This is a genomic window from Gordonia sp. ABSL11-1 (genome assembly GCF_030315685.1).
Classification (GTDB): Bacteria; Actinomycetota; Actinomycetes; order Mycobacteriales; family Mycobacteriaceae; genus Gordonia.
Genome location: NZ_JASXSI010000002.1, coordinates 259,472 through 281,323, shown reverse-complemented (window position 1 = coordinate 281,323; position 21,852 = coordinate 259,472). Strand labels below are relative to the sequence as shown.

22 protein-coding genes and 1 pseudogene are annotated in these 21,852 nt (G+C 68.0%); 6 read left to right on the top strand and 17 right to left on the bottom strand.

Going from position 1 to position 21,852, the window contains the following annotated elements:
- Nucleotides 1-58: 58 nt before the first annotated feature.
- Nucleotides 59-1,015 carry an allantoinase PuuE gene (puuE, locus tag QSJ19_RS03965; protein ID WP_286318424.1) on the bottom strand — a complete coding sequence of 319 codons (957 nt, stop codon included), beginning with the start codon at nt 1,013-1,015 and terminating at the stop codon, nt 59-61.
- A 149-nt stretch (nt 1,016-1,164) separates the two neighbouring features.
- Between puuE and QSJ19_RS03960 the strand changes: the two genes are divergently transcribed.
- Nucleotides 1,165-1,428 (top strand): DUF2631 domain-containing protein, encoded by a 264-nt coding sequence (locus QSJ19_RS03960; protein WP_286318422.1) that lies wholly within the window; start codon nt 1,165-1,167, stop codon nt 1,426-1,428.
- A 68-nt stretch (nt 1,429-1,496) separates the two neighbouring features.
- Here the strand turns inward: QSJ19_RS03960 and rlmN are convergent, their stop codons facing one another.
- A complete protein-coding gene (gene rlmN / locus QSJ19_RS03955) occupies nt 1,497-2,603 on the bottom strand; it encodes a dual-specificity RNA methyltransferase RlmN (RefSeq protein ID WP_286318420.1) in 1,107 nt (368 codons plus the stop codon).
- A 30-nt stretch (nt 2,604-2,633) separates the two neighbouring features.
- On the opposite strand from rlmN, the gene QSJ19_RS03950 reads away from it, so the two are divergent.
- Nucleotides 2,634-3,017 (top strand): LapA family protein, encoded by a 384-nt coding sequence (locus QSJ19_RS03950; protein ID WP_286318418.1) that lies wholly within the window; start codon nt 2,634-2,636, stop codon nt 3,015-3,017.
- A gap of 7 nt (nt 3,018-3,024) precedes the next feature.
- Here QSJ19_RS03950 and QSJ19_RS03945 read toward each other — a convergent pair whose 3' ends face one another.
- The 5 genes and pseudogenes from QSJ19_RS03945 to QSJ19_RS03925 form a co-directional block, all read right to left on the bottom strand.
- A complete protein-coding gene (locus tag QSJ19_RS03945) occupies nt 3,025-3,918 on the bottom strand; it encodes a phosphatidate cytidylyltransferase (RefSeq protein WP_286318417.1) in 894 nt (297 codons plus the stop codon).
- Nucleotides 3,919-3,953: 35 nt separating this feature from the next.
- A complete protein-coding gene (gene frr / locus QSJ19_RS03940; protein ID WP_286318415.1) occupies nt 3,954-4,511 on the bottom strand; it encodes a ribosome recycling factor in 558 nt (185 codons plus the stop codon).
- Between the two features lie 53 nt (nt 4,512-4,564).
- On the bottom strand, nt 4,565-5,305 hold the full coding sequence (gene pyrH / locus QSJ19_RS03935; protein ID WP_286318414.1) for a UMP kinase: 741 nt from the start codon (nt 5,303-5,305) through the stop codon (nt 4,565-4,567).
- Nucleotides 5,306-5,448: 143 nt separating this feature from the next.
- Nucleotides 5,449-6,404, bottom strand: a pseudogene (locus QSJ19_RS03930) (glucosyl-3-phosphoglycerate synthase).
- A 20-nt stretch (nt 6,405-6,424) separates the two neighbouring features.
- Nucleotides 6,425-7,387, bottom strand: coding sequence for an alpha/beta hydrolase (locus tag QSJ19_RS03925; protein WP_502876092.1), 963 nt, complete (start codon nt 7,385-7,387; stop codon nt 6,425-6,427).
- A 420-nt stretch (nt 7,388-7,807) separates the two neighbouring features.
- Between QSJ19_RS03925 and QSJ19_RS03920 the strand changes: the two genes are divergently transcribed.
- Together QSJ19_RS03920 and QSJ19_RS03915 are read left to right on the top strand one after the other, a co-directional pair.
- Nucleotides 7,808-9,232, top strand: coding sequence for a condensation domain-containing protein (locus QSJ19_RS03920; protein ID WP_286318412.1), 1,425 nt, complete (start codon nt 7,808-7,810; stop codon nt 9,230-9,232).
- The gene (locus tag QSJ19_RS03915; RefSeq protein ID WP_286318410.1) at nt 9,229-11,031 is read left to right on the top strand and encodes an MFS transporter; all 1,803 of its coding nucleotides are present in this window, start codon (nt 9,229-9,231) and stop codon (nt 11,029-11,031) included. The genes QSJ19_RS03920 and QSJ19_RS03915 overlap by 4 nt, the downstream gene beginning before the upstream one ends.
- Here QSJ19_RS03915 and tsf read toward each other — a convergent pair.
- Both tsf and rpsB read right to left on the bottom strand, forming a co-directional pair.
- Nucleotides 11,022-11,846, bottom strand: a complete 825-nt coding sequence (tsf, locus tag QSJ19_RS03910; protein ID WP_286318408.1) for a translation elongation factor Ts — start codon at nt 11,844-11,846, stop codon at nt 11,022-11,024. The two genes, QSJ19_RS03915 and tsf, sit on opposite strands and share 10 nt — an antisense overlap.
- Nucleotides 11,847-11,941: 95 nt before the next feature.
- Nucleotides 11,942-12,760 carry a 30S ribosomal protein S2 gene (gene rpsB, locus QSJ19_RS03905; RefSeq protein ID WP_286318406.1) on the bottom strand — a complete coding sequence of 273 codons (819 nt, stop codon included), beginning with the start codon at nt 12,758-12,760 and terminating at the stop codon, nt 11,942-11,944.
- 365 nt (nt 12,761-13,125) lie between these two features.
- Between rpsB and QSJ19_RS03900 the strand changes: the two genes are divergently transcribed.
- A complete protein-coding gene (locus QSJ19_RS03900) occupies nt 13,126-13,680 on the top strand; it encodes a M23 family metallopeptidase (RefSeq protein ID WP_286318531.1) in 555 nt (184 codons plus the stop codon).
- Here the strand turns inward: QSJ19_RS03900 and QSJ19_RS03895 are convergent.
- On the bottom strand, nt 13,628-14,572 hold the full coding sequence (locus tag QSJ19_RS03895) for a tyrosine recombinase XerC (RefSeq protein ID WP_286318404.1): 945 nt from the start codon (nt 14,570-14,572) through the stop codon (nt 13,628-13,630). The two genes, QSJ19_RS03900 and QSJ19_RS03895, sit on opposite strands and share 53 nt — an antisense overlap.
- A gap of 129 nt (nt 14,573-14,701) precedes the next feature.
- The gene (locus QSJ19_RS03890) at nt 14,702-15,565 is read right to left on the bottom strand and encodes a siderophore-interacting protein (protein ID WP_286318402.1); all 864 of its coding nucleotides are present in this window, start codon (nt 15,563-15,565) and stop codon (nt 14,702-14,704) included.
- Nucleotides 15,566-15,711: 146 nt separating this feature from the next.
- Here QSJ19_RS03890 and QSJ19_RS03885 point away from each other — a divergent pair, with 146 nt between their 5' ends.
- Entirely contained in the window at nt 15,712-16,269 is a 558-nt protein-coding gene (locus tag QSJ19_RS03885; RefSeq protein ID WP_286318400.1) for a TetR/AcrR family transcriptional regulator, read from the top strand.
- Between the two features lie 40 nt (nt 16,270-16,309).
- Here the strand turns inward: QSJ19_RS03885 and QSJ19_RS03880 are convergent, their stop codons facing one another.
- The 6 genes from QSJ19_RS03880 to QSJ19_RS03855 all read right to left on the bottom strand — a co-directional run bounded on the left by QSJ19_RS03880 (nt 16,310) and on the right by QSJ19_RS03855 (nt 21,831).
- Complete coding sequence (locus QSJ19_RS03880) at nt 16,310-17,584, bottom strand: saccharopine dehydrogenase family protein (protein WP_286318398.1); 1,275 nt, start codon at nt 17,582-17,584, stop codon at nt 16,310-16,312.
- A 47-nt stretch (nt 17,585-17,631) separates the two neighbouring features.
- Nucleotides 17,632-18,768 carry a DNA-processing protein DprA gene (dprA, locus tag QSJ19_RS03875; protein WP_286318397.1) on the bottom strand — a complete coding sequence of 379 codons (1,137 nt, stop codon included), beginning with the start codon at nt 18,766-18,768 and terminating at the stop codon, nt 17,632-17,634.
- Nucleotides 18,765-20,297, bottom strand: a complete 1,533-nt coding sequence (locus tag QSJ19_RS03870; RefSeq protein WP_286318396.1) for a YifB family Mg chelatase-like AAA ATPase — start codon at nt 20,295-20,297, stop codon at nt 18,765-18,767. The genes dprA and QSJ19_RS03870 overlap by 4 nt, the downstream gene beginning before the upstream one ends.
- Entirely contained in the window at nt 20,294-20,716 is a 423-nt protein-coding gene (locus QSJ19_RS03865) for a YraN family protein (protein ID WP_286318395.1), read from the bottom strand. The genes QSJ19_RS03870 and QSJ19_RS03865 overlap by 4 nt, the downstream gene beginning before the upstream one ends.
- A gap of 121 nt (nt 20,717-20,837) precedes the next feature.
- Nucleotides 20,838-21,149, bottom strand: coding sequence for a DUF2469 domain-containing protein (locus QSJ19_RS03860; RefSeq protein ID WP_124706974.1), 312 nt, complete (start codon nt 21,147-21,149; stop codon nt 20,838-20,840).
- Complete coding sequence (locus tag QSJ19_RS03855) at nt 21,139-21,831, bottom strand: ribonuclease HII (RefSeq protein ID WP_286318394.1); 693 nt, start codon at nt 21,829-21,831, stop codon at nt 21,139-21,141. The genes QSJ19_RS03860 and QSJ19_RS03855 overlap by 11 nt, the downstream gene beginning before the upstream one ends.
- Nucleotides 21,832-21,852: the final 21 nt, after the last annotated feature.

The following is a 21,852-nucleotide window of genomic DNA, read 5'->3' as shown; positions in this document are numbered from 1 at the left end:
ACCCAAACCCGCGGACCGGGCCGCACCGGCGACGCCGGCGAGGGCCACCCGGTGGTGACTATCGCGGCGGGTGGACCGCGCGCCAGTGGTCGGCGATGTCGATGCGACGGGTCACCCAGACGTCGTCGTGCGACTGCACGTGATCCAGGAAGCGTTCGAGCGCGGCCAGCCGGGCGGGCCGACCCACCAGGCGACAGTGCAGCCCGACCGACAGCATCTTCGGTGAGCCCTCGGCACCCTCACGGTAGAGGACGTCGAACGCGTCCCGCAGATGCGCGAAGAACTGCTCGCCGGACGGGAACCCGCCCGGCGAGGCGAACCGCATGTCATTGGTGTCGAGCGTGTAGGGCACGACCAGATGGTCGACGACGTCCTCGCCGCGCGGGACCTCCACCCAGTACGGCAGATCGTCCGCGTACGAGTCGGAGTCGTACGTGAACCCCCCGTGCTCGACGACGAGGCGCCGGGTGCTGGGTGAGTCGCGTCCGGTGTACCAGCCCAGCGGCGCCGAACCGGTGATCTCGGTGAGCAGGTCGACCGCAGCCGCCATGTGCTCGCGCTCGACCGCGGAGTCGACGAGTTGGTAACTGAGCCAACGGTATCCGTGGCACGCGATCTCGTCGCCGCGCTCGATGAAGGCCGCGGCGACGTCGGCATTACGGGCCATCGCCTGGGCCACGGCGAACACGGTCAGCGGCAGTCCACGGCGCGAGAAGGTGCGCACGATGCGCCACACACCCGCCCGGGATCCGTACTCGTAGAGCGATTCCATGCTCATGTGCCGGTTCGGGAAGGACTGTGCGCCGATCATCTCCGACAGGAAGGTCTCGCTGCCGCGATCGTTTTCGAGGACGTTGTTCTCCGACCCCTCCTCGTAGTTGAGGACGAACTGCAGGGCGATCTTCGCCCCACCCGGCCATCGCGGATCCGGTGGAGTCGCACCGTATCCGACCATGTCGCGGGGATAGTGTTCGGAGCGGTAGTCGGCCAGCGTTCGGTGGGCGATCTCGGACATGGCCGCATTCTGTCACCGAACGCCGTCGGACGCGTGGTGGCAACGCGCCGTCGGCGGGACCCTACCGCTATGCTGTTCGAGAACTACTACCGATCGTCAGACTTCCGGCCCGCCGGGTCGGGACTCTGGCCGCGCAGTGAGGAGCCACCGTGGCAAGCACCGAGGTTGAGCAGGTCGACACCGGTTGGGTTCGCGAGCCCGCCGACGCGCCGTCGGCTCGGTTCGGATGGCACGGTCGGGCCCGCAAGTCTTTCATGATCGCCGGCTGGTTCTGCGTGATCGCGCTCCTCGCGATGTTCATCGGTAACCACCGCGGCCACGTCGAGGACATCTGGCTCGCCGCCTTCGCCGCCGTCCTCGCGTATTTCCTGCTCAAGCCCATCTGGGACAAACGCGGTCGCTGGAAGAACTGACCGGCCCCGCCGCAGGTGACGATCGCCGGTCATCACCGGCCACGGATTGGTGTCACCGCGGCGGCACCTCACCCTTCCTCGGCTGCCAACTGACCGCACGCGGCGGCGATCTCCTGTCCGCGGGTGTCGCGGACGGTGCACGACACACCCTGTTCGCGGACCCGACGGACGAACTCCCGCTCCACCGGTTTGGGACTGGCGTCCCATTCTGAGCCGGGTGTCGGGTTGAGCGGGATCAGGTTGACGTGGACCAGCGAGCCGAGCGCACGATGCAGCTTCTGCCCCAGCAGATCCGCACGCCACGGCTGATCGTTGACGTCACGGATGAGGGCGTACTCGATGGACACCCGCCGTCCGGTGGTGTCGGCGTAGTAGCGCGCGGCCTCGAGCACCTCGGCGACCGACCACCGGTTGTTCACCGGCACCAGCGTGTCGCGGAGTTCGTCGTCGGGGGTGTGCAGCGACACCGCCAGCGTGACCGAGAGGCCTTCGTCCGCGAGGCGCCGGATCGACGGTGCCAGCCCCACCGTGGAGACGGTGACCGACCGGGCGGAGATGCCCAGCCCGTCCGGCACCGGCGAAATGATCTGCCGGACTGCGCTGACCACCCGCTGGTAGTTGGCGAGCGGCTCCCCCATCCCCATGAACACGACGTTCGACAACCGGCCGGGCTCACCGAACTCGCCGTCGCGCAACGCGCGGGCGGCGGCCCTGACCTGATCGATGATCTCGGCCGCCGAGAGATTGCGGTCCAGTCCCCCCTGCCCGGTGGCGCAGAACGGGCACGCCATGCCGCAGCCGGCCTGGCTGGAGATGCAGAGGGTGTTGCGATCGCTGTAGCGCATGAGCACGCTCTCGAGGAGCGTGCCGTCGTGCAGGCGCCACAGGGTCTTGCGGGTGTCACCGTCGTCGCACGCGATGTGTCGGACCGGGGTGAGCAGTGACGGGAACAGCTTCGCGCCGACGGCATCGCGCGCCGACGACGGCAGGTCGGTCATCTCGTCGACGTCGCCGGTGAGCCGACCGAAGTACTGGCGGGCGAGCTGATTCGCCCGGAACTTCGGGAGTCCCAGGTCGGCGAGCGCGCTCACGCGTCCCTCGGCGTCGAGGTCGGCGAAATGGGTCGGCGGACGCCCCCGCTTGGGAGCGTCGAACACGAGCGGCAGTGACGACATGATGACATTGTCGCATGTCATGATAGGTGCATGACGACACCAGATCCGCACCAGCCGGAGTTCGAACCGATCGAGCCGACCGAGGCGGGCGCGGGCGATCCGACGGATCCAGAACACCAGGCACTCCTCGCCGAACGCGACAAGTTGCGCACCCAGGTGAAGAAAGTCGAGCACACCAGAGCCCGGGCGACGTTCTTCGGCCTCGTCATCGGCGCGATCATCACGATCTTGTTGCTTGTGTTCATCTTGCAGAACATGGAGTCCCAGCGGATCGAGCTGCTCTTCTGGGAGGTCAATCTGCCGCTCGGTGTGAGCCTTCTCATCGCAGCCATCGCCGGCGCACTGATCGTCGCGCTCGCCGGAGGTGTCCGGATGGTGCAGATGAGCCGGGCGTTGCGCAAGGCCAAGAAGTAAAACGGCTCTACAGGAGAGCCGTCAGGACCGCCCACACGATGAACGCCGACGGCAGGAGTGAGTCGAGGCGGTCCATGATCCCCCCGTGCCCGGGCAGTAGGGTTCCCATGTCCTTGATCCCCAGGTCCCGCTTCACCTGCGATTCGACGAGATCGCCGAGCGTAGCGCACACCACGAGCACCGGCCCGAGGATCGCGCCCACCCACCAGTGGGCGTCGAGCAGGAAGATCCCGCACAGCACCGCGCCCGTGGTGCCGACGACGAGCGAGCCGACGAGTCCCTCCCAGGATTTCTTCGGGCTGATCGCGGGCGCCATCGGGTGTTTGCCGAACAGCACCCCGGCCGCATAGCCGCCGACATCGGAGCAGACCACGACCACCATCAGGGTGGCCACCCGGGCGGCGCCGTGGTCCTGGACGACCATGTGGGCGCCGAACGACGCGAGCAACGGCAGCCACGAGAGCACGAAGACGCTCGCGGCCAGATTCGGCAGATAGTGCTCCGGCGCCCGGCTGATGCCCTGGGCCAACAGCATCCACACCATCACCACCAACACGGTGCCCGCGAACGCGGTCAGTACCCCGGTCTGCCCCCAGGGCCAGCCGGACCAGATGATGGCCTGGCCGCCGATCAGCAACGGCCAGAAGGCCACCTGATACCCGCCGTCACGCAGACGTTTGGCGACCTCCCACGTCGCGATGGCGAACGCCACGGCGACCACGCCGTACCAGATCTTCGGTGCGAACAGCAGGATGAGGATGATCGAGACCCCGAGCGACACCCCGACTCCGATGGCGGCCGGCAGGTTACGACCGGCGCGGGACTTCTTGTCCCCGTTCTCGGGCGCCCCGGCACCGGCGGAGGAGTCGGCCGGCTCGGGGGCGGACGCGTCGGTGGCCATCGGTTCGGGCGTGGGCGATCGGGTCGGATCGACGCTCACACTTCGAGCAATTCGTTCTCTTTGTGCTTGACCAGGTCGTCGACCTGCGCGACATAGCCGGCCGTGGTCTTGTCGAGTTCCTTCTCCGCGCGCGACACCTCGTCCTCGCCCGCCTCGCCGTCCTTCTGGATCCGCTTGAGCTCGTCGACGGCCTTGCGGCGCACGTTGCGGATCGCGACCTTGGCGTCCTCGCCCTTGCCCTTCGCCTGCTTGACGAGTTCCTTGCGGCGATCTTCGGTGAGCTGAGGGATGGCCACCCGGATGATGGAACCGTCGTTGGTCGGGTTGACGCCGAGATCGGAGTTGCGGATCGCGGTCTCGATGTCGCGCAGTGATGACGCCTCGTACGGCTTGATCACGACGAGGCGAGCCTCGGGCGTCGTGATCCCGGCGACCTGCGTGATCGGGGTGAGGGCACCGTAATAGTCGATCGTCACCTTGTTGAACATGGCGGGGTTCGCGCGGCCCGTCCGGATCGATCCCATGTCGTCCTTGGCGACACCGACCGCCTTCTCCATCTTCTCCTCGGCGTCCAGCAGCGCATCGTCGATCATCGTCGTCCTACTTCTTCTCGTATGGGGTTCATCGGTCGGTTCTCCTGCAGCGGTCAGGTGGAGACGAGGGTGCCGATCCGTTCGCCCGCGACCGCTCGGGCAATGTTGCCCTCTTCCAGCAGATTGAACACCAGGATCGGCATTTTGTTGTCCATACACAGGCTGAAGGCGGTGGCGTCGGCGACCTTCAGTTCCTTGTCGAGCACCTGGCGATGCGTGATCTCGCGGAACAGCGTGGCGTTCGGTTCCACTCGGGGATCCGCGTCGTATACCCCGTCGACGGCCTTGGCCATGAGCACGACCTCGGCCTTGATCTCGAGGGCTCGCTGCGCGGCGGTGGTGTCGGTGGAGAAGTACGGCATCCCCATCCCCGCACCGAAGATGACGACACGCCCCTTCTCCAGATGGCGCTGTGCCCGCAGCGGGAGATAGGGTTCGGCCACCTGCCCCATCGTGATGGCCGTCTGGACTCGCGTGCTGACCCCGCGCTTCTCCAGGAAGTCCTGCAGGGCAAGGCAATTCATCACCGTTCCGAGCATGCCCATGTAATCCGACCGCGACCGGTCGAGTCCCCGCTGCTGCAGCTCGGCACCACGGAAGAAGTTCCCGCCGCCGATCACGACGGCGACCTGGACACCGGATCCGACGACATCGGCGATCTGATCGGCCACCGTCGCCACGACATCGGGGTCGAGTCCGACCCCCCCACCACCGAACATCTCACCGCCGAGCTTCAGGAGAACACGGGTGTAGCCGTGACGCTCGGACTCTCGGGGATCCGGGGATGCGCTCATCTACTTCCTCACTGGTCGGTTCGGTGAACATCGTACGTCCCACCCGGACCGACACACCGGACATGCTCCGCACGCGGGTCGTCGGGAGTAGGTGCACCGACCCCGACCTGGCCATTGTCGCGCCGGGGAGACGCCTGCCACCGTCAGATCGCGGAGCTGCCCACCGCCGCCGCGAGAACCGTCGACATCGGCGGACGGTCGTCGAGGACCGGATAGCGACGACGCAGGCTGTGACCGCCGTCGTCGTCCATGACGAACTGGGTGAGGGGACTTCCCGAGTCGTCGAGGCCGAGGCGTCCCAGCAGTGTCGCGACGATCTGCCGCGCCATCGGCCCGAGCTCGTGCAGCGGCCGGTTGCGGTGTATCCGGGTGCCGAGGTCGACCTGGCCGATCGCGTCGATCCCGTGCCGTTCGAGCGTGTCGAGCACGATGCCGATCTCCACCCCGTATCCCGCGGCGAACGGGATCGACGTCAACAGTTCTCGGGTTCCGGCGTACTCGCCCGCCAACGGCTGGATGATGGCCGACAGCTGAGGGGCCAGGGCCGCGACGAGTGGTCAGACCACCAACTCGGTCACCCGTCCCCCACCCGCTGGGTCGACGCCACCGGCCGCGACCAGCGGCCGACGGTAGTAGCCCTTGACCAGGTGCAACTCCGGCACAGTGAGGAGCGGCGCGACGAGACGCGGCACGTAGAGGGGATCGGCGTCGACGACGTCGCTGTCGACGAAGACGACGATGTCACCCGTCGTCGCCGCCAGCGAGCGCCACAGGACCTCACCTTTTCCCGGACGACCGGGACGCCGGGCAACGCGGACTCCCGGGTCTCCACCCGGGCCCCGGCCCCGGTGGCGCTTGTGATCGTGTCGTCGGCGGACCCGGAATCGACCACGACGAGTTCGTCGACGAGGTTCCCCACCAGCGGGCGGATGCTCTCGACGACCGAGCCCACGGTCGCCTCCTCGTCGAGCGCGGGCAGGACCACCGAGATCGTGCGGTCCCCTTTGCGCGCGAGGACGTCGGCGACCGTCCACCGCGGCCGCTCCCAGGTGTTGGTCTCCAGCCAAGTCGCCGACCCCTCCATCGATGCGATGGTCATCTCCTCGCGCGGATCGGTGGTCACGATGCCAACGCCGCCCGGAACTGCGGCCACGCCCGGTGCAGTTCGTCCTGCCAGTAGGGCCATGAGTGGGTGCCGCCGTCGTAGAGGTGGAACGTCGCCGGTACGCCGCGCTCGGCCATCCGCCGCTGGAGGTTACGTGTGCACTCCGCGGTCGCCGTCTCGATGACCGCACCGACGGCGACCTGATCGAACAGCTTGCTGCCGTTGCCGCCGATACCCGGTCCGTCGATCGTGTCGTAGCGCCCGGGTGTGCCCGAGCCATTGGAGACATAGATCGACTTGCCGCGGAAACTGTCGACGTGGAGATAGGGATCGTTGTCCCGCCACAGCGGGTCACCGGGCGGCCCCCACATGTTGAGGGTGTTGCCGCCACCCCGGCCCTCGACCACCATCCGCACCACGGCCAGACCTGTCGGGTCACTGGTCTGTGCGCATCCACTGAACGAACCGAGCGCTCGGTAGAGCCGGGGCGCGTGCAGTGACAACTGGAACACCGAGGTGCCGGCCATCGAGATCCCCGCAATCGCGTTGCGCCCGTTGCCGTCGAACCGCTCGTCGATCGTCGCCGGGAGTTCCCGGGTCAGGAACGTCGCCCATTTCTGCCGACCCAGTTTCGGGTCCGTGTGACGCCAGTCGGTGAAATAGCTTGCCGCGCCGCCCATCGGAACGACGACGTTGACGTGCTGATCGGCGAAGAACGAGCGGATGTCGGTCTTGTCGAACCAACTGCTGCCGCCCTCGCCTCCGGCCGCCCCGTTGAGCAGGTACAGGGTCGGCGCCGGACCGACACCCTTGGCCGGGATCACCTTGACCGTCACGGTGTTTCGCATGGCGAAGGACTTCACCGACAGGTCGATCTCCCGCGACGGCCGGACGTGCTCAGACACGATCGTGGCCCCTGCCGGCGCCGCCGCCGACAGGGCCGGGACGAGCGAGCAGACCATCCCGATCCCGGCCATGAGCACCGCGACCAGCGCCGATCGCCGTATCGCGCCCGTCGACGTCGATACCCACGCGACCGACGTCGACGATGATGATGATGATGATGATGTCGACCGTGTCGACGGTGTCATTCCAGGCATGCCCACCCCTGTAGCCACATGCGCACAGCGCTGCACCGGATGCACAGCACGATCTCCACCCCCGACGCAAGGGAGTGTGCCCGACGTCATGCCGCACTGTCCAGCGAACCGCGCACGTCACAAGTGGGACCATTGTCCAACTAAAGAGGTTGACGGACAACGATTTCCATGGCAGCTTCCGTATCGGACAGGGGGACGGAACGGTAGGTGTCCATCTCGTTGCGCAACTTCGCACACATGACGCGGTGGCCAGTCGGGGGGTTCCACGTCCGAGACCAGAGATTTCGAGGGAGAACCATGGTCAGTTTCGGACTCATCGACGAGTGGCAGCCCCGTCCGGGGCGGCTCACCAGTTGGACCGCCGCACCGTCGGCCCTCGCCGCAGCCGCGCAGGCCACTGTTCATCCGGTGCCGCCGTCGCACCAGCAGGAGGAGTATCTGCGTGCCGCGCGACGCAACGAGTCCGCGGGATTCCGCTTCTCGCGCCTGTGCCTGATCGCCTTCGACATCCAGGCGCCCCTCGACCCGACCGCCCTGACCACCGCGTTGACCGCGTTCCTCCGCCGTCATGACACGTTCTCGACCTGGTTCTCCTTCGAGGACGACGGATGCGTCGTGCGCCGGGCGTTCGATCCCCAGGACATCGACCTGGTGTTCACCGAACACGGCGAGTTCACCACGTCAGGGCAGATCCGCGACCATGTCCAGGCGCAGACACCGGGACCGTCGCAGTGGGACTGCTTCACGTTCGGGGCGATCGAGTGGGACGGCGGCTTCACCGTCTACTGCGCGGTCGATCACCTCAACACCGATGGCATCTCGCAGGCCATCACCTGCGTGGACCTGATGACCCTGTACATGAATGCCGCGTTCGGCATGGACACCCCGGTGTCACCGGTCGGCAGCTATCTCGAGTACTGCGATCGCGAACGCACCATCTCCCGCGAGTTGTCCTGGGACTCACCACATGTGCAGCGATGGATCGACTTGGTCCGGGGCCAGGGCGGCCGACTCCCCCGATTCCCACTGCCCCTGGGCAAGGAGGATTCCGACACCCACACGCGCAGTGCGCATCTGACGACGACCGTTTTCGATGAGGCTGCCGCACAACGTTTCGAGAGCGTGTGCCGCGACAACGGTGCCAATGTCACCGCCGGCCTGATGGCGGTCGCGGCGCTGGCCTACCTCGAGTTCACCGGCGACTCCGAGTATCTCGGGATGACCCCGAAGAGCACCCGGCAGGCAGGTCCCGAGCTGAATTCCGTCGGCTGGTTCACCAGCCTGATCCCCGTCCCGCTGACCGTCGGGCGCGACGCCCGGTTCACCGACGTGGCCGCCGCAGCGGCCCGGAGCTACGACGTCGGCAAGGAACTCACCGAGGTGTCCTTCCATCGCGTGCTGGAACTCGTCCGACCCGGCGACGGGATCAGCGTGGCACCGGGCTGGTCGGTACCGATGATCTCCTACATCGACGTCCGGAAGCTGCCCGGGGTGGAGATGTTCGACGCGATCAACGGCTGTCTGTACGGCAATCGCGGGAGCAGCGAGGAGGTGTTCATCTGGATCAACCGCTTCCAGGACGCCACGTCGATGACCTTCCTCTACCCCGACACCGCGATCGCCACCGACTCAGTGCGTGAATACACCGAGAAGTTCATCGGCATCATGGAAGCAGTTGCCAGCCAAGGTGATTACGATCCCGTCATCGCAGTCCTGACGTGACCGCGGACGCCGATCGCGCGCCGTCGGGTGCGGTGGGCGAACCCGAGGTGACCGACCGCGCAGCCTGGGTCGCGCTGGCGGGGTGCCTGCTCGGTGTGTTCATGCAGATGCTGGACACGACGATCGTGAACATCGCCCTGCCGGATCTCACGGTCGACCTCGCGGCGTCGACATCGCAGCAGTTGTTCGTGCTGACGGTGTACACCCTGGCGTTCGCCTGCACGCTGCTCACCGCCGCCATCGTCGGTGGGCGTCTGGGGCGGCGGCGGGTGTTCATCGCTTCCGTCGTCGCGTTCACCGTCACTTCCGTGCTGTGTGGCCTCGCCCAGACGCCGCTCGAACTCATCGTCTGTCGTGGCGCGCAGGGCGTCAGTGCGGCGATGATGTCGGCGCAGACGCTCGCGCTGATCGCCGCGCTCTTCCCGAAAGCACGCCACGGTCTGGTGTTCGGCATCTATGGCGCCGTCGCCGGTCTCGCCGCCATGCTCGGGCCGGTCGTCGGGGGTGTGCTGGTCACGTCGGACGTGTTCGGCTGGGGCTGGCGCACCATCTTCTTCGTGAATGTGCCGATGGGTCTGGCCGCGTGTGTGCTGGCCCGGCATCGGCTTCCACAGCTGAGGCAGGCGACGCGGACCCGGCTCGACGGTCCTGGAGTCGTGTTGTCGACTGCGGGTCTGTTCCTCCTGCTCTACCCGCTGGCCGTCGGCCGCGAGGAGGGCTGGCCGGCCCACCTGTGGGTGATGATGGCGTCGGCGGCGGTGCTGCTGGCGGCCTTCGTGGTCGTCGAGCGCTGGACCCTGCATCACGGCGGAATCCCGCTCCTCCGGGTGGATCTGTTCAGGTCGCGCCGCTTCTCCATCGGTCTGACCCTGTCCTTGCTCTTCTTCAGCGTCTTCGCCGGGTTCTTCTTCACGGTGTCGGTCTCGGTCCAGTTCGGGCTCGGCTACTCGGCCCTCACGACGGGACTGCTGGCGCTGCCCTTCGCGGTCGGTGGAGCCGCGGGCTCGCTCATGTCGCCCCTGGTGGTGACGCGCGTCGGCGCCGCCGTCACCCTGTGTACCGGTGGCGTCGTCCTCGCCGTCGGTCTGGCGTGGCTGGCGTGGACGCTGGATTCGTCCTCGGTCTCGCTGTCGGTGCCCGCGGTGATCGCACCGCTCATCGTCGGAGGTGTCGGCACGGGGCTGTTCGTCGCGCCGCTGCAGACGGCGATCCTCTCGGACACCGAGCCGTCGAACATCGGATCCGCGTCCGGCTGTGTACCCACCGTCCAGCATATCGGGGCATCCCTCGGCCTCGCTGTCGTGACACTGTTCTTCTTCGGTCAGGTCGCGACACAAGCGCAGTCGGCGGTCCCGGCTGTTCGCGCCGAGTTGTCGGGGAACCTCGACGACAGCACCGTCGATCCGCTGTTCCGCGGTGCCGTTGCCGACCGGTTCGCGGACTGCGCGACCGGCCAGCTGACCTCGGCGCATCCCGACCGGCCGGCCCCCGGGTGCGCCGCCGACGGGACCGCCGACGGCGGGATGGCCGCGGACATCGCGCGTGCGGCCTCCGATGACCTGCGGTCGGCCGCCCGCTCGGTGGCCGCGTGGACCTTCGTCGGTGCGTTCCAGGTCACCCTCTGGGTCTTGTCCGGGATGTGCCTGGTCATCGCCGGGCTGTCGTTGGCGCTGGGTTGTCGGTGGCGATGGATTGTCGGTGGCGCTGGGCGAACGAAGCCGGGCCGACAACGAACGACCCCGCCTCACCAAAACGGTGAGACGGGGTCGTCGGTGGTGTGGTCAGCAGATCAGGACTGACCGACCTCGAAGCGCTCGAAGCCCTTGACGGTCGCGCCGGCCTCGTCGAGAAGAGCCTTCACGGTCTTCTTGGAGTCCTGCACCGACGGCTGATCGAGCAGCACGACGTCCTTGTAGAAGCCGTTGACACGGCCTTCCACGATCTTCGGCAGTGCCTGCTCCGGCTTGCCCTCTTCCTTCGCGGTCTGCTCGGCGATGCGACGCTCGTTCTCGACGACGTCGGCGGGCACCTCGTCGCGGGTCGCGTACTTCGCCTTCAGCGCGGCGACCTGCATGGCAGCGCCGCGGGCGGCCTCGGCGGCCGCCTCGCCGTCACCGGCATAGGACACCAGCACGCCGACGGCCGGAGGAAGATCAGACGCGCGCTTGTGCAGGTAGACCGCGACCGGCCCGTCGAAGTAGGCGACGCGACGCAGTTCGAGCTTCTCGCCGATCTTCGCCGACAGCGCCTGCACGGCCTCGTCGACGGTGCCATCACCGAGCGGAGCGGCCTTCAATGCCTCGATGTCGTTGGTCTTCGCTGCCGCGGCGGCGTCGACGATCTTGTCGGCCAGTTCCTGGAACTCGGCGTTCTTGGCGACGAAGTCGGTCTCCGAGTTGATTTCCACGAGGGCGCCGTCCTTGGCGGCCACCAGGCCTTCGGCGGTCGAGCGCTCGGCGCGCTTGCCGACATCCTTGGCACCCTTGATACGCAGTTCCTCGACGGCCTTGTCGAAGTCACCGTCGTTGTTGGCGAGGGCGTTCTTGCAGTCCAGCATTCCTGAGCCGGTGAGCTCGCGGAGACGCTTCACATCGGCTGCGGTGTAGTTCGCCATCGTTGGCGAGCCTCCTTAGAGAGAGTGTGTCGATGTCGATGCCGGACGGGTCGCCCCGTCCGGCATCTCCAACCGGGTGAGGTGATCCGAGCCGACTACTGCGCGGCCGGCGCGGTGCCGGCCTCGCCACCCGCGGGCGCGGTGGCCTGGGTGAGCAGCTCCTGCTCCCACTCGGCCAGCGGCTCGCCGCCGCCCGCCTCCGGCTTGGAGTCGTCCGACGACTGGCCGGCCCGTGCCTGCACGCCCTCGGCGACGGCCGAGGCCACCACGCGGGTCAGCAGCGCGGCGCTGCGGATGGCATCGTCGTTGCCCGGGATCGGGTAGTCGACGAGATCGGGATCGCAGTTGGTGTCGAGGATCGCGATGACCGGGATGTTGAGCTTGCGTGCCTCACCGACAGCAATGTGCTCCTTGTTGGTGTCCACCACCCAAACAGCAGACGGCACCTTGGCCATATCCCGGATACCACCGAGGGTGCGCTCGAGCTTGTTCTTCTCACGCGTGAGCATGAGGATTTCCTTCTTGGTGCGACCCTCGAAGCCACCGGTCTGCTCCATGGTCTCGAGTTCCTTCATGCGCTGCAGGCGCTTGTGGACGGTCGAGAAGTTGGTGAGCATGCCGCCGAGCCAGCGCTGGTTCACGTAGGGCATGCCCACGCGGGTGGCCTCTGCGGCGATGGATTCCTGGGCCTGCTTCTTGGTGCCGACGAACAGGATGGTGCCGCCGTGGGCGACGGTCTCCTTGACGAACTCGTATGCCTTGTCGATGTAGGTCAGCGTCTGCTGCAGGTCGATGATGTAGATGCCGTTGCGGTCGGTGAAGATGAATCGCTTCATCTTCGGGTTCCAACGGCGGGTCTGATGCCCGAAGTGTGCGCCGCTGTCCAGCAGCTGCTTCATGGTCACGACTGCCATGTCGTAGTTCCTTCGTGTGTGCAGTTGACATCGACACCGGCGGTGCCGATCCTGGCGTCTGCTCCGTGACGGACCCGGGTGTCCGGGACCGCCCGCCACGGGTGTGGATTCCGCTCTCACCAGGTGGGAACGGCGTCGCTGTGCAGGCGCGCGAAGTCACCCCATCGAAGTCGACGAGGTGCGGAAGCGAGTTTACGCCGGTCACCTGCGGAAAACCAAAAGGCCGTCGGGACGGCAATCGGCGGCCTGTCTCCGCGGGGACACGCCGATCCACCGATCCGATGGATCCGATCGGCGCGCTCGTGCGTCTGATGGATATGACCCCCACTCCGGATCGACCGGCCCACGTCGTCATCGTGCGGCGCATGCTCTGCGCGATCGCCGAGTTGTCGGTGGTGGCACTCCTGGTGTGGGCGGTGCCGGCAGTCGCCGTCGGCGAGCCCTCGCGGTTCCGTCTGCCAGTCCCGCGCCCCTCCTCCGTCGTCCGCGGATTCGATCTCCCCGAGCAGCGGTGGCAGCCGGGGCACCGCGGGGTCGACCTGTCGGCATCACCCGGGACCGTGGTGTACGCGGCCGGCGCGGGTCGGGTGCAGTTCTCCGGTACGGTCGCCGGCCGCCCCCTGGTCTCGATACGGCACGCCGCCGATCTGATCACCACCTACGAGCCGGTCGAGCCGACGGTGCGAACGGGTGCCGCGGTGCGTCGTGGTGACGCGATCGGGACGGTGGTTTCCGGGCACGAGGGGTGTCGGGCCACGGCATGCCTGCACTGGGGTGCGCGTCGTGGACGCGGACGGGCAGCCGTCTACCTGAACCCTCTCGCACTGCTCGGCGCGGTCCGGGTGCGACTCAAACCGGTCGAACCGGTCAGGCCCGGGGGTGCGCCTGCCGATGCACGGCCCGCAGGCGCTCCACGCTGACATGGGTGTAGAGCTGCGTCGTCGCCAACGAGGAATGTCCGAGCATCTCCTGCACGATCCGCAGGTCGGCACCTCCCTCGAGGAGGTGGGTGGCCGCACTGTGCCGCAGACCATGGGGCCCCATCGCCGGACCGCCCGCGGCCTCGACCGCCCGGTGAACGACGCTGCGGGCCATCCGCTGATCGAGTCGTCCACCCCTGGCGCCGAGCAGCAGTGCCTCCCCCGAACGGTCGGTGGCCAGCGCCGGGCGCCCATCGCTCAACCACCGCCGGAGCGCCTGCGCCGCTGGTCGGCCATACGGCACGGTGCGCTGCTTGTCCCCCTTGCCGATGACACGCAGCACGCGGCGGTCGACGTCGATGTCGCGGAGGTCGAGTCCACAGAGTTCGCCGACGCGGATGCCGCTGGCATAGAGCAGTTCGACGATCAGCCGGTCACGCAGCGCGAGCGGGTCGTCGGGGTGGTCGTCGTCGGGGTGGTCGTCGACCTCGGACACGCCGGCAGCGGCCCCGACGGCGGCCACCACCTGCTCCGGAGCGAGCACGGCGGGCAGGGTGCGGTGCGCCCGGGGCGCCTGCAGACGCGCCGACGGGTCCGTGCCCATCAGACCATCGCGGACCGCCCAGGCGCAGAACGACTTCGCCGACGACACCTGACGTGCGATCGACGTGCGGGCAGCCCCGCGCCGCGTGTGATCGGCCAGCCACGACCGCAGGAGTGGCAGGTCGATGTCGCCGACGACCACACCGCGCGCTCCGGCATACGAGACCAGGCCCCGGACGTCACCGAGATACGCGCGCACGGTGTGCACGCTGTGCCCCTTCTCGAGGCGCAGGAAGTCCGCGTAATCGGCAAGGACGCCGGACTCGGCTCGTCCGGCAACGTCGGTCATGTCGTCGACCCAAGCCGCCGACGCCCGCATGCGCAATCAGCCACGCGGGTCGTTGTCGAATCGTGGTGTCTCCTGTCGGTGAGGTCGGTGGGCGGGGATTCCCCTCCGTCCGAGGATGACATCGACCGACTACGCGGAGACGCCCGCCGACTCCTCGGCCGCCCGGAGGTCGGATTTCCATTGGCGGAACCCCTCTTCGGTCCTTCCACGACGCCAGTACCCGGATATCGAGGCGCTCTTCGCTCCGACACCACGTTCCTTGCGGACATATCCACGGAGGTTGTGCATGACGGCCTGCGCCTCGCCGTGGATGAACACGTGCGGTTCACCGTCGAGCCACTCCGCTCCGCGCACGGCCGCGATGAGCGGAGAGTTGTCGCCGGCGATGTCGTCGCCCACCTCACCGGCCGGTCCGCCGCGGTGCACCCACGTGATGTCCGCGCCGGTGGGCGCGGTCAGCGGCAACTCGTCCTCGGGCCCGGCCACCTCCAGGAACACCTTGGCGACGGCGTCGGCCGGGAGTGCCTCCAGCGCCGCCGCGACGGCGGGAAGCCCCGCCTCGTCCGCGGCGAACAGATGCCACGGTGCAACCGGGTTCGGCCGGTATCCGCTGCCCGGACCGAGGAAACGCACCGCGGTACCCGGCTCGACCGACGCCGCCCAGGGCCCGGCGATGCCCTCGTCACCGTGCACCACGAAATCCACCGCGATCTCCCGTCGGTCGACGTCGACCGACCGGACCGTGTACGTCCGCAGGACCGGCTGACTCTCTGGCGGGAGCTGCGCGATCTGCCTACGGTCGAAATCGGCCCCGGCGTACGGGGCACCATCGGGACCGAAGGCGAGTTTGATGTACATGTCTGTATCCCACCCGCCGGCATCGCCAGCCGGGGTGAAGTCGCCGAAGCCGTCGCCGCCGAGGAACAGGCGGACGAAATGCGGGCTCAGCTGTTCGCGCCTCAGCACGGTCAGCGCGGTCAGTGTCTTGGCCATGAAGCCTCCTCTCGGACACCACAGTACGCCTCGTTAGGTAAACCTAAGAACGCCCTGATTACCACACCTGTTGTAGGAGTCATCTAAACTCGGTCTTCAGTTCGCTGAATCGTCATCACTGTCGTCCACATCATTCGAGGTCAACCATGCCGGACACGTCATCCCGACGGGGCTCTCGCCTCACCGTCGATGACTGGCTCGAGGCCGCCATGCAGGTGCTGGTGAGCGAGGGCGTCGGCGGGATCAAGATCTCGCGGCTCTGCGACCGGCTCGGCGTCACCAAGGGAAGCTTCTACTGGCACTTCACGGACATCGCGGCGTTGATGTCGGCCCTCGCGGAACACTGCCGACGAGTCGAGGAGTCGGCGCGTCGGACCCTGGCCGACCTCGCGTCCCGTCCCCCGGCCGAACGCATCGAGGCGATGGTGGTCCTCGTGTCCGACCCTCGACGCTGGACGGTCGAGTCCGCGGTGCGCAAGTGGGCGGAGACGGATGAGTCGATCGCGGCCACCGTCGCCGCACTCGACGAGCAGGTCTTCGCGGTGGCGCTCGCGGCGATGCGTGATCTGGGCTTCGACGAACTCGAGGCACACGCGCGGGCGACGACCCTGCTGTACGCAGGGATCGGGTATCTGCACTCGGCACGCGGTCCCGCGAACGAGAGCGACAAGCGACTGTTCATCGATCTGCTGACGCGGCGCTGATCGCCGCCGGCAGACCGGTCGTCCATCCGCGACCGCCGATTCAGTGCGGCTCGTCCTCCCGTAGTCCCCATGGCTGGCCGTAGCCGCCGTCGGACTCGTCGGCCGCCATCAGTTCGAGGAACGGTTCCGACGCGAACGCCTCCGGCCCGAGGACCCCGGTTGCGCTCCACACACCGGCGGCGAGGAGTTCGAGCGCGATGACCGGACCGAGTGCGGTCTGCCAGACCACACATTGCGTCCCGTAGTTGCGCATCGTCCACTCGTTGTCGCTGACGTGATAGAGGTACACGCGCCGGGGCCTGCCGTCTTTGGCCCCCGTCACCGCGAGTCCGGCACAGGTCTTGCCGGTCATGATCGGGCCGATCGTGGCCGGGTCGGGCAACGCGGCGGCGACCACGTCGCGGGGCGCCACACGCACCGGGCCGTCGGCAGACCGTACGGTCAGCGGTTCCGTCGAGTCGAGTCCCAGCGTGTTCAGCATGCGGAGCACACCTATGAACTCCTCTCCCAGCCCGTATTTGAACGTGACCCGGCGGGCCCGACACCACCGCGGCATCAACAGCACCTCCTCGTGCTCGACGTTGACGCACTCGACGGGACCGATCCCCTCAGGGAACTCGAACACCTCGGGCTCGGAGAACGGCGGCGTGGTGAAGAAGCCGCGGTCCCGCTCCCAGATCACCGGAGGATTCAGACACTCCTCGATCGTGGTCCAGATGCTGAACGAGGGTGCGAAGATCTCCTCGCCGTTCTCGTTGCGCACCACCAGGTTTGCGCCGTCGCGTGTGCCGAGCTCGTCGACGTCGTCGAACAGGTTGTCGCAGGCGTACCGGGCGAAGACGTCCGACAGGCCCGGTTCCACGCCCATCCCGACGAGTGCGAGTCGTCCCGCGTCTTCCCACCGGGCGCTCATCGCGAACTGCTCGTCGCCGAGCTTGACGCCGGTCTCGGTGTACGGATCGGTGGGGTGTCGTTGTGACAGGCTCATCGCCATGTCGAGATAGTCCGCACCACCGGCGAACGCGCCGGCGAACACCGTCGGGACGAATCTCGGCTCCACCGCGTTCATCACGTGCGTGGCGGCGTGATCGCGGACCGCCTGCAACACCGCGTCGGCATCGCCGGCGTCGATCGCGGCGGCGCTGAATCTCGCGCCCGCGTCGGCACCGAGGGCATCGACGATCGCGGCGACCGTGCGTTCGGCGCGCGCAGGGTCGTAGTCGCAGACGACCATGTGCTCGAAGAACTGTCGTCGCGCCGCGATCTTGGCGATCGCATCACCGACGCCGCCGGCACCGACAAGAAGGATTCTCATCGGACGAGCCTATGCGCGACACGGCCACCGCAGAAGACGAACAGCCATCACGGCAATCGCCACATCCCGTCGACACATGCGACATGGCCGGACACGTCCATGCACGCGAGAGCCGTGCGAACGGTGGGGATGTCGAGGCCCGCAGAGAACGCGATCTCCTCGATCGTCACCGATCCGCGTCCCGGCAGTGCGTCGTGGACCCGCTTCTGCTCTGCGGTCAGCGAATCAGTCGTCCGTGTGCGGCCGCGGCCGATGTCGCCGCCGCCATCCGGTGCGGCCAGCGCGATCACCGACCGCGTGTCCGTCACGAGCACCGCGAGGTCGTCGGCGATCATCCGGTGACAGCCGACCGAGGTCGCCGACGTCACCGGCCCCGGCACAGCGCCGAGGGGACGCCCGAGCTTGCGCGCCCATGCCGCGGTGTTCGCGGCACCGGATCGTCGCCCGGCCTCGACGACGACGACCGCGTCCGACATCGCGGCCACCAACCGATTTCGGGTCAGGAAGCGATGTTTGGCCGCCGTCGTCCCCGGTGGGTACTCCGTCACGATCAGACCGTGCTCGGCGATCTCGGCGAGCAGCCGGGCGTGTCCGGCCGGATAGTCGCGGTCGATGCCGCATGCCATCACCGCCATCGTCGCACCACCTGCCGCGAGAGCGGCCCGATGGGCCACGCCGTCGATTCCATACGCCCCGCCCGATGTCACGGTCCAGTTCTCGAGCGCCAGACCGGAGGCCAGGTTCGACGCGACCTGCTCGCCGTATCCGGACGCCGCCCGGGAGCCGACCAGTGCGACCCCGGTGGTGGCCATCTCGTCGACGCGTCGCGGTCCGCGTACCCACAGGGCCAGCGGCTCGCCCCCGCGGGCCGCGGTGTCGGACTGCGCCAACACCATCAGCGGCCAGCCCGGCCACTCGTCGTCGTCGCGGGTGACCAGCCGCCCGCCCACTCGGTCGGCGACATCGAGATCGGCCGCCGATGTGTCGGTCGCCGCCCGCGCGGTGGTCACCGCGAGGGCCTGCTCGTGGCCTGTCGGCACCGATCGGGCGCGGATGGCTGCCGCAGCCTCCTCCGGGCCGACGGCGTCGACGAGCAGTTCGACTGCGGAACAGGGTGATTCGGCCACCCGGGACAAGTACGCCCAGGCACGGCGGCGGTCGTCGCCGACCTCACCCGCTGTCACCGCGCACCTCTGTCCCGGTAGAGCAGCGCCTCGGCCACATCGGCCTCCTCCGGCCGATCACGCCCCGTGAGGTCGGCGAGGGTCCACGCGAGCCTGATCGCGCGGTCCGCACCACGTGCGGTGACCCGACCGTCCCGGAGGAACAGCTCGACCGGCCGCAGCGCGGACGGGCTGAGCCGAAAACGCTGACGCAAGGCCGAACCCGGCACCTCGGCGTTCGTGAGCCAGCCGTGGTCGCGCCATCGTTCGACGGCGGCCGCCCGTGCGGCACCCACCCGATCACGCATCACCGCGCTCGACTCCTCCACGCCGTTCATCAGCGCTGTGTTCCCCGGCGGATCCATCCGGACACGGATGTCGACGCGGTCCATCAGCGGGCCCGACAGCTTCCCGAGATATCGGCGGCGTGCCACCGCGGAACAGATGCAGTCGATGTCGTGAGCGGGGGCGCACGGACACGGGTTTGCCGCCATGATCAGTTGGAACCGGGCCGGATAGGTGGCCACGCCGTCGCGCCGCGACACCCGCACCTCCCCCTCCTCGAGCGGCTGGCGGAGCGAGTCGAGGACCTTCGGTCCCATCTCGGCGCACTCGTCGAGGAACAGGATGCCGCGATGTGCACGACTGACCGCACCGGGGCGGGCGAGCCCGGTGCCTCCGCCCAGGAGCGCGGTCACCGACGTGCTGTGATGCGGTGCGATGAAGGGCGCCTCGGTCATCAGCGGGTGTCCGGTGCGCAGGGTCCCGGCGATACTGTGGATCGCGGTCACCTCCAGCGACTCCTCCGGGCCGAGTGGCGGCAGGATGCCCGGCAACCGACGGGCCAACATCGTCTTGCCGATTCCCGGCGGTCCGGTCATCAACACGTGATGCGCTCCGGCGGCCGCGATCTCGAGCGCGTGACGCGCCTCCGCCTGACCGGCGACATCTGCCATGTCCGCCACCTGGGGCGGAGGCGGTGGCACCTCGTCACCACTCACCGTGTCGAGCACATGATCCCCGTCCAACCAGCGCACCACCTCTGCGAGGGTGTGTGCCCCGCCGACGTCGAGATCCGCCACCAACGTCGCTTCCGCGACGTTCGGCATCGGGACGACCGCATGGGTGTATCCACGATCGCGTGCACATTTGAGCGCAGGCAACACTCCCCGCACCGGACGAAGGACTCCGTCGAGCCCGAGTTCACCGAGGAACACCGTGCGGTGCATCCGACCCACCTGTGCCTGATCGGTCGCCGCCAGGATCGCCAGCGCCATACCGAGATCGAACGACGAGCCCGACTTCGGGAGGTCCGCGGGCGCCAACGACACCGTCACCTTCAGATCCGGGAACGTCAGCCCGCTGTTGGTGATGGCCGCCCGCACCCGGTCACGCGCCTCACGCAGCGATGCGTCGACCTTGCCGGCCACCGTGAACGCCGGTAGCCCCTGCCCGACGTTCGCCTGGATCTCGATCTCCTTGGCGGAGAACGCGTTCAGACCGACAGAGTGAGCACGACCGAGCCCGGTGGCCGCGCGCTGACCGCTCACGCGAACACACCCCGATGGTGCCGCACAACGGCACGCTCGGTCGCGCACGGATCCCGCGAATCCAGTTGCACCGACACCACATCGAAACGGATGGCGACCCACCATCGGTCGCGGTTGTCGGCCAGCCACTGCCGGATCAGCCGACGCATCCGGGCCAGCTTCTCCGGGGTGACCGCCGCGACCGGGTCGCCGAAGACACGCGACGCCCGCGTTTTCACCTCCACCACGACCAACACCGTCGCATCCGCGGCGATGAGGTCGAGTTCACCGAAACGGTTGCGCCAGTTACGATCCAGCACGGCCCAACCGAGACCGCGGAGGTGATCGGCTGCGATGTCCTCACCGATGCGCCCGATGTCGGCGGCACTCGGACGGGAGGGCGGATCCGGCAGCACCGGCCGGGAGACGTTGTCGCTCATGCCCATCAGCATCACCGCGACACACGACCGTTGCGGCCCGGATCACCCCGGACGCCGACATCTGTGGATCACATCGCGACTGTGCACAACCGTCGGCGGGCTCGCGGCCGACGGTCGGCGATCACGGTTCGTCCGGGAGCCGCAGCTCCGGCTTCTCCAGCTCCTCGATGTTGACGTCCTTGAACGTGATCACCCGGACCTGCTTGACGAACCGCGCCGGCCGATACATGTCCCACACCCACGCGTCGGACATCCGCAGCTCGAAATAGATCTCGCCGTCGGTGTTGCGGGGAACCATCTCCACCGCGTTCGCCAGATAGAAGCGCCGTTCGGTCTCCACCACATAGGTGAACTGACCGACAATGTCCTTGTACTCGCGGTACAGGGAGAGTTCCATCTCGGTTTCGTACTTCTCGAGATCCTCAGCACTCATTCGACAAGCCTATCGTGGTCGGGTCGGGGTCGGTGGCCGCGCGGGACGCGACGTTGCGGTAGGACATCCGGTGTTGCGCGGACGGTCCGTGCCGGTCGATGCAGGACATGTGGTGAGCGGTGCTGTAGCCCTTGTGGACGGCGAAATCGTAGCCGGGCAGTTCGGAGTCCATGGCCACCATGATGCGGTCGCGGGTGACCTTCGCGATGATGCTGGCCGCCGCGATGCAGGCTGCGGCGCCGTCCCCGCCGATGACGGGCAACGACGGTACCGTCAGCCCGGGGACCACGAATCCGTCGGACAGCACGTAACCGGGGGTGACGTCGAGACCCGCGACCGCACGCCGCATCCCCTCGATGTTCGCCACGTGGACACCGATCCGGTCGATCTCCGCGGCCGGGATCACCACGGCTTTCCAACTCGCCGCGTACTTGGTGATCGCCTTGTACAACGTCTCGCGGGTGGCCTCGGTGAGGCGTTTGGAGTCGTCGAGGTCGGCGAGCGAGCTGAGCTGGGTCGGCTTGAGGACGCAGGCCGCCACCACCAGCGGCCCGGCGCACGCGCCGCGTCCGGCCTCGTCGACACCGGCGACCGGCCCCAGGCCGTTGCGGTGCAGTGCGAATTCATAAGTGCGCAGGCTCGCTGCCCGGCGGATCGGGAAACGCGGCGGCCATCGACTCATCGGTCATCTCCCCGGATCGGG

Coding starts and splice junctions, on each gene's coding strand:
- QSJ19_RS03865 (WP_286318395.1), bottom strand. CDS start 20,716: ATGAGCGACAACGTCTCCCGGCCGGTGCTGCCGGATCCGCCCTCCCGT.
- frr (WP_286318415.1), bottom strand. CDS start 4,511: ATGATCGACGATGCGCTGCTGGACGCCGAGGAGAAGATGGAGAAGGCG.
- QSJ19_RS03925 (WP_502876092.1), bottom strand. CDS start 7,387: ATGGCCGGGATCGGGATGGTCTGCTCGCTCGTCCCGGCCCTGTCGGCG.
- QSJ19_RS03885 (WP_286318400.1), top strand. CDS start 15,712: ATGCCGGACACGTCATCCCGACGGGGCTCTCGCCTCACCGTCGATGAC.
- tsf (WP_286318408.1), bottom strand. CDS start 11,846: ATGGCGAACTACACCGCAGCCGATGTGAAGCGTCTCCGCGAGCTCACC.
- QSJ19_RS03900 (WP_286318531.1), top strand. CDS start 13,126: ATGCTCTGCGCGATCGCCGAGTTGTCGGTGGTGGCACTCCTGGTGTGG.
- QSJ19_RS03895 (WP_286318404.1), bottom strand. CDS start 14,572: ATGACCGACGTTGCCGGACGAGCCGAGTCCGGCGTCCTTGCCGATTAC.
- QSJ19_RS03950 (WP_286318418.1), top strand. CDS start 2,634: ATGACGACACCAGATCCGCACCAGCCGGAGTTCGAACCGATCGAGCCG.
- QSJ19_RS03945 (WP_286318417.1), bottom strand. CDS start 3,918: ATGGCCACCGACGCGTCCGCCCCCGAGCCGGCCGACTCCTCCGCCGGT.
- QSJ19_RS03880 (WP_286318398.1), bottom strand. CDS start 17,584: ATGAGAATCCTTCTTGTCGGTGCCGGCGGCGTCGGTGATGCGATCGCC.
- puuE (WP_286318424.1), bottom strand. CDS start 1,015: ATGTCCGAGATCGCCCACCGAACGCTGGCCGACTACCGCTCCGAACAC.
- rpsB (WP_286318406.1), bottom strand. CDS start 12,760: ATGGCAGTCGTGACCATGAAGCAGCTGCTGGACAGCGGCGCACACTTC.
- QSJ19_RS03855 (WP_286318394.1), bottom strand. CDS start 21,831: ATGAGTCGATGGCCGCCGCGTTTCCCGATCCGCCGGGCAGCGAGCCTG.
- QSJ19_RS03920 (WP_286318412.1), top strand. CDS start 7,808: ATGGTCAGTTTCGGACTCATCGACGAGTGGCAGCCCCGTCCGGGGCGG.
- rlmN (WP_286318420.1), bottom strand. CDS start 2,603: ATGTCGTCACTGCCGCTCGTGTTCGACGCTCCCAAGCGGGGGCGTCCG.
- QSJ19_RS03890 (WP_286318402.1), bottom strand. CDS start 15,565: ATGGCCAAGACACTGACCGCGCTGACCGTGCTGAGGCGCGAACAGCTG.
- QSJ19_RS03860 (WP_124706974.1), bottom strand. CDS start 21,149: ATGAGTGCTGAGGATCTCGAGAAGTACGAAACCGAGATGGAACTCTCC.
- pyrH (WP_286318414.1), bottom strand. CDS start 5,305: ATGAGCGCATCCCCGGATCCCCGAGAGTCCGAGCGTCACGGCTACACC.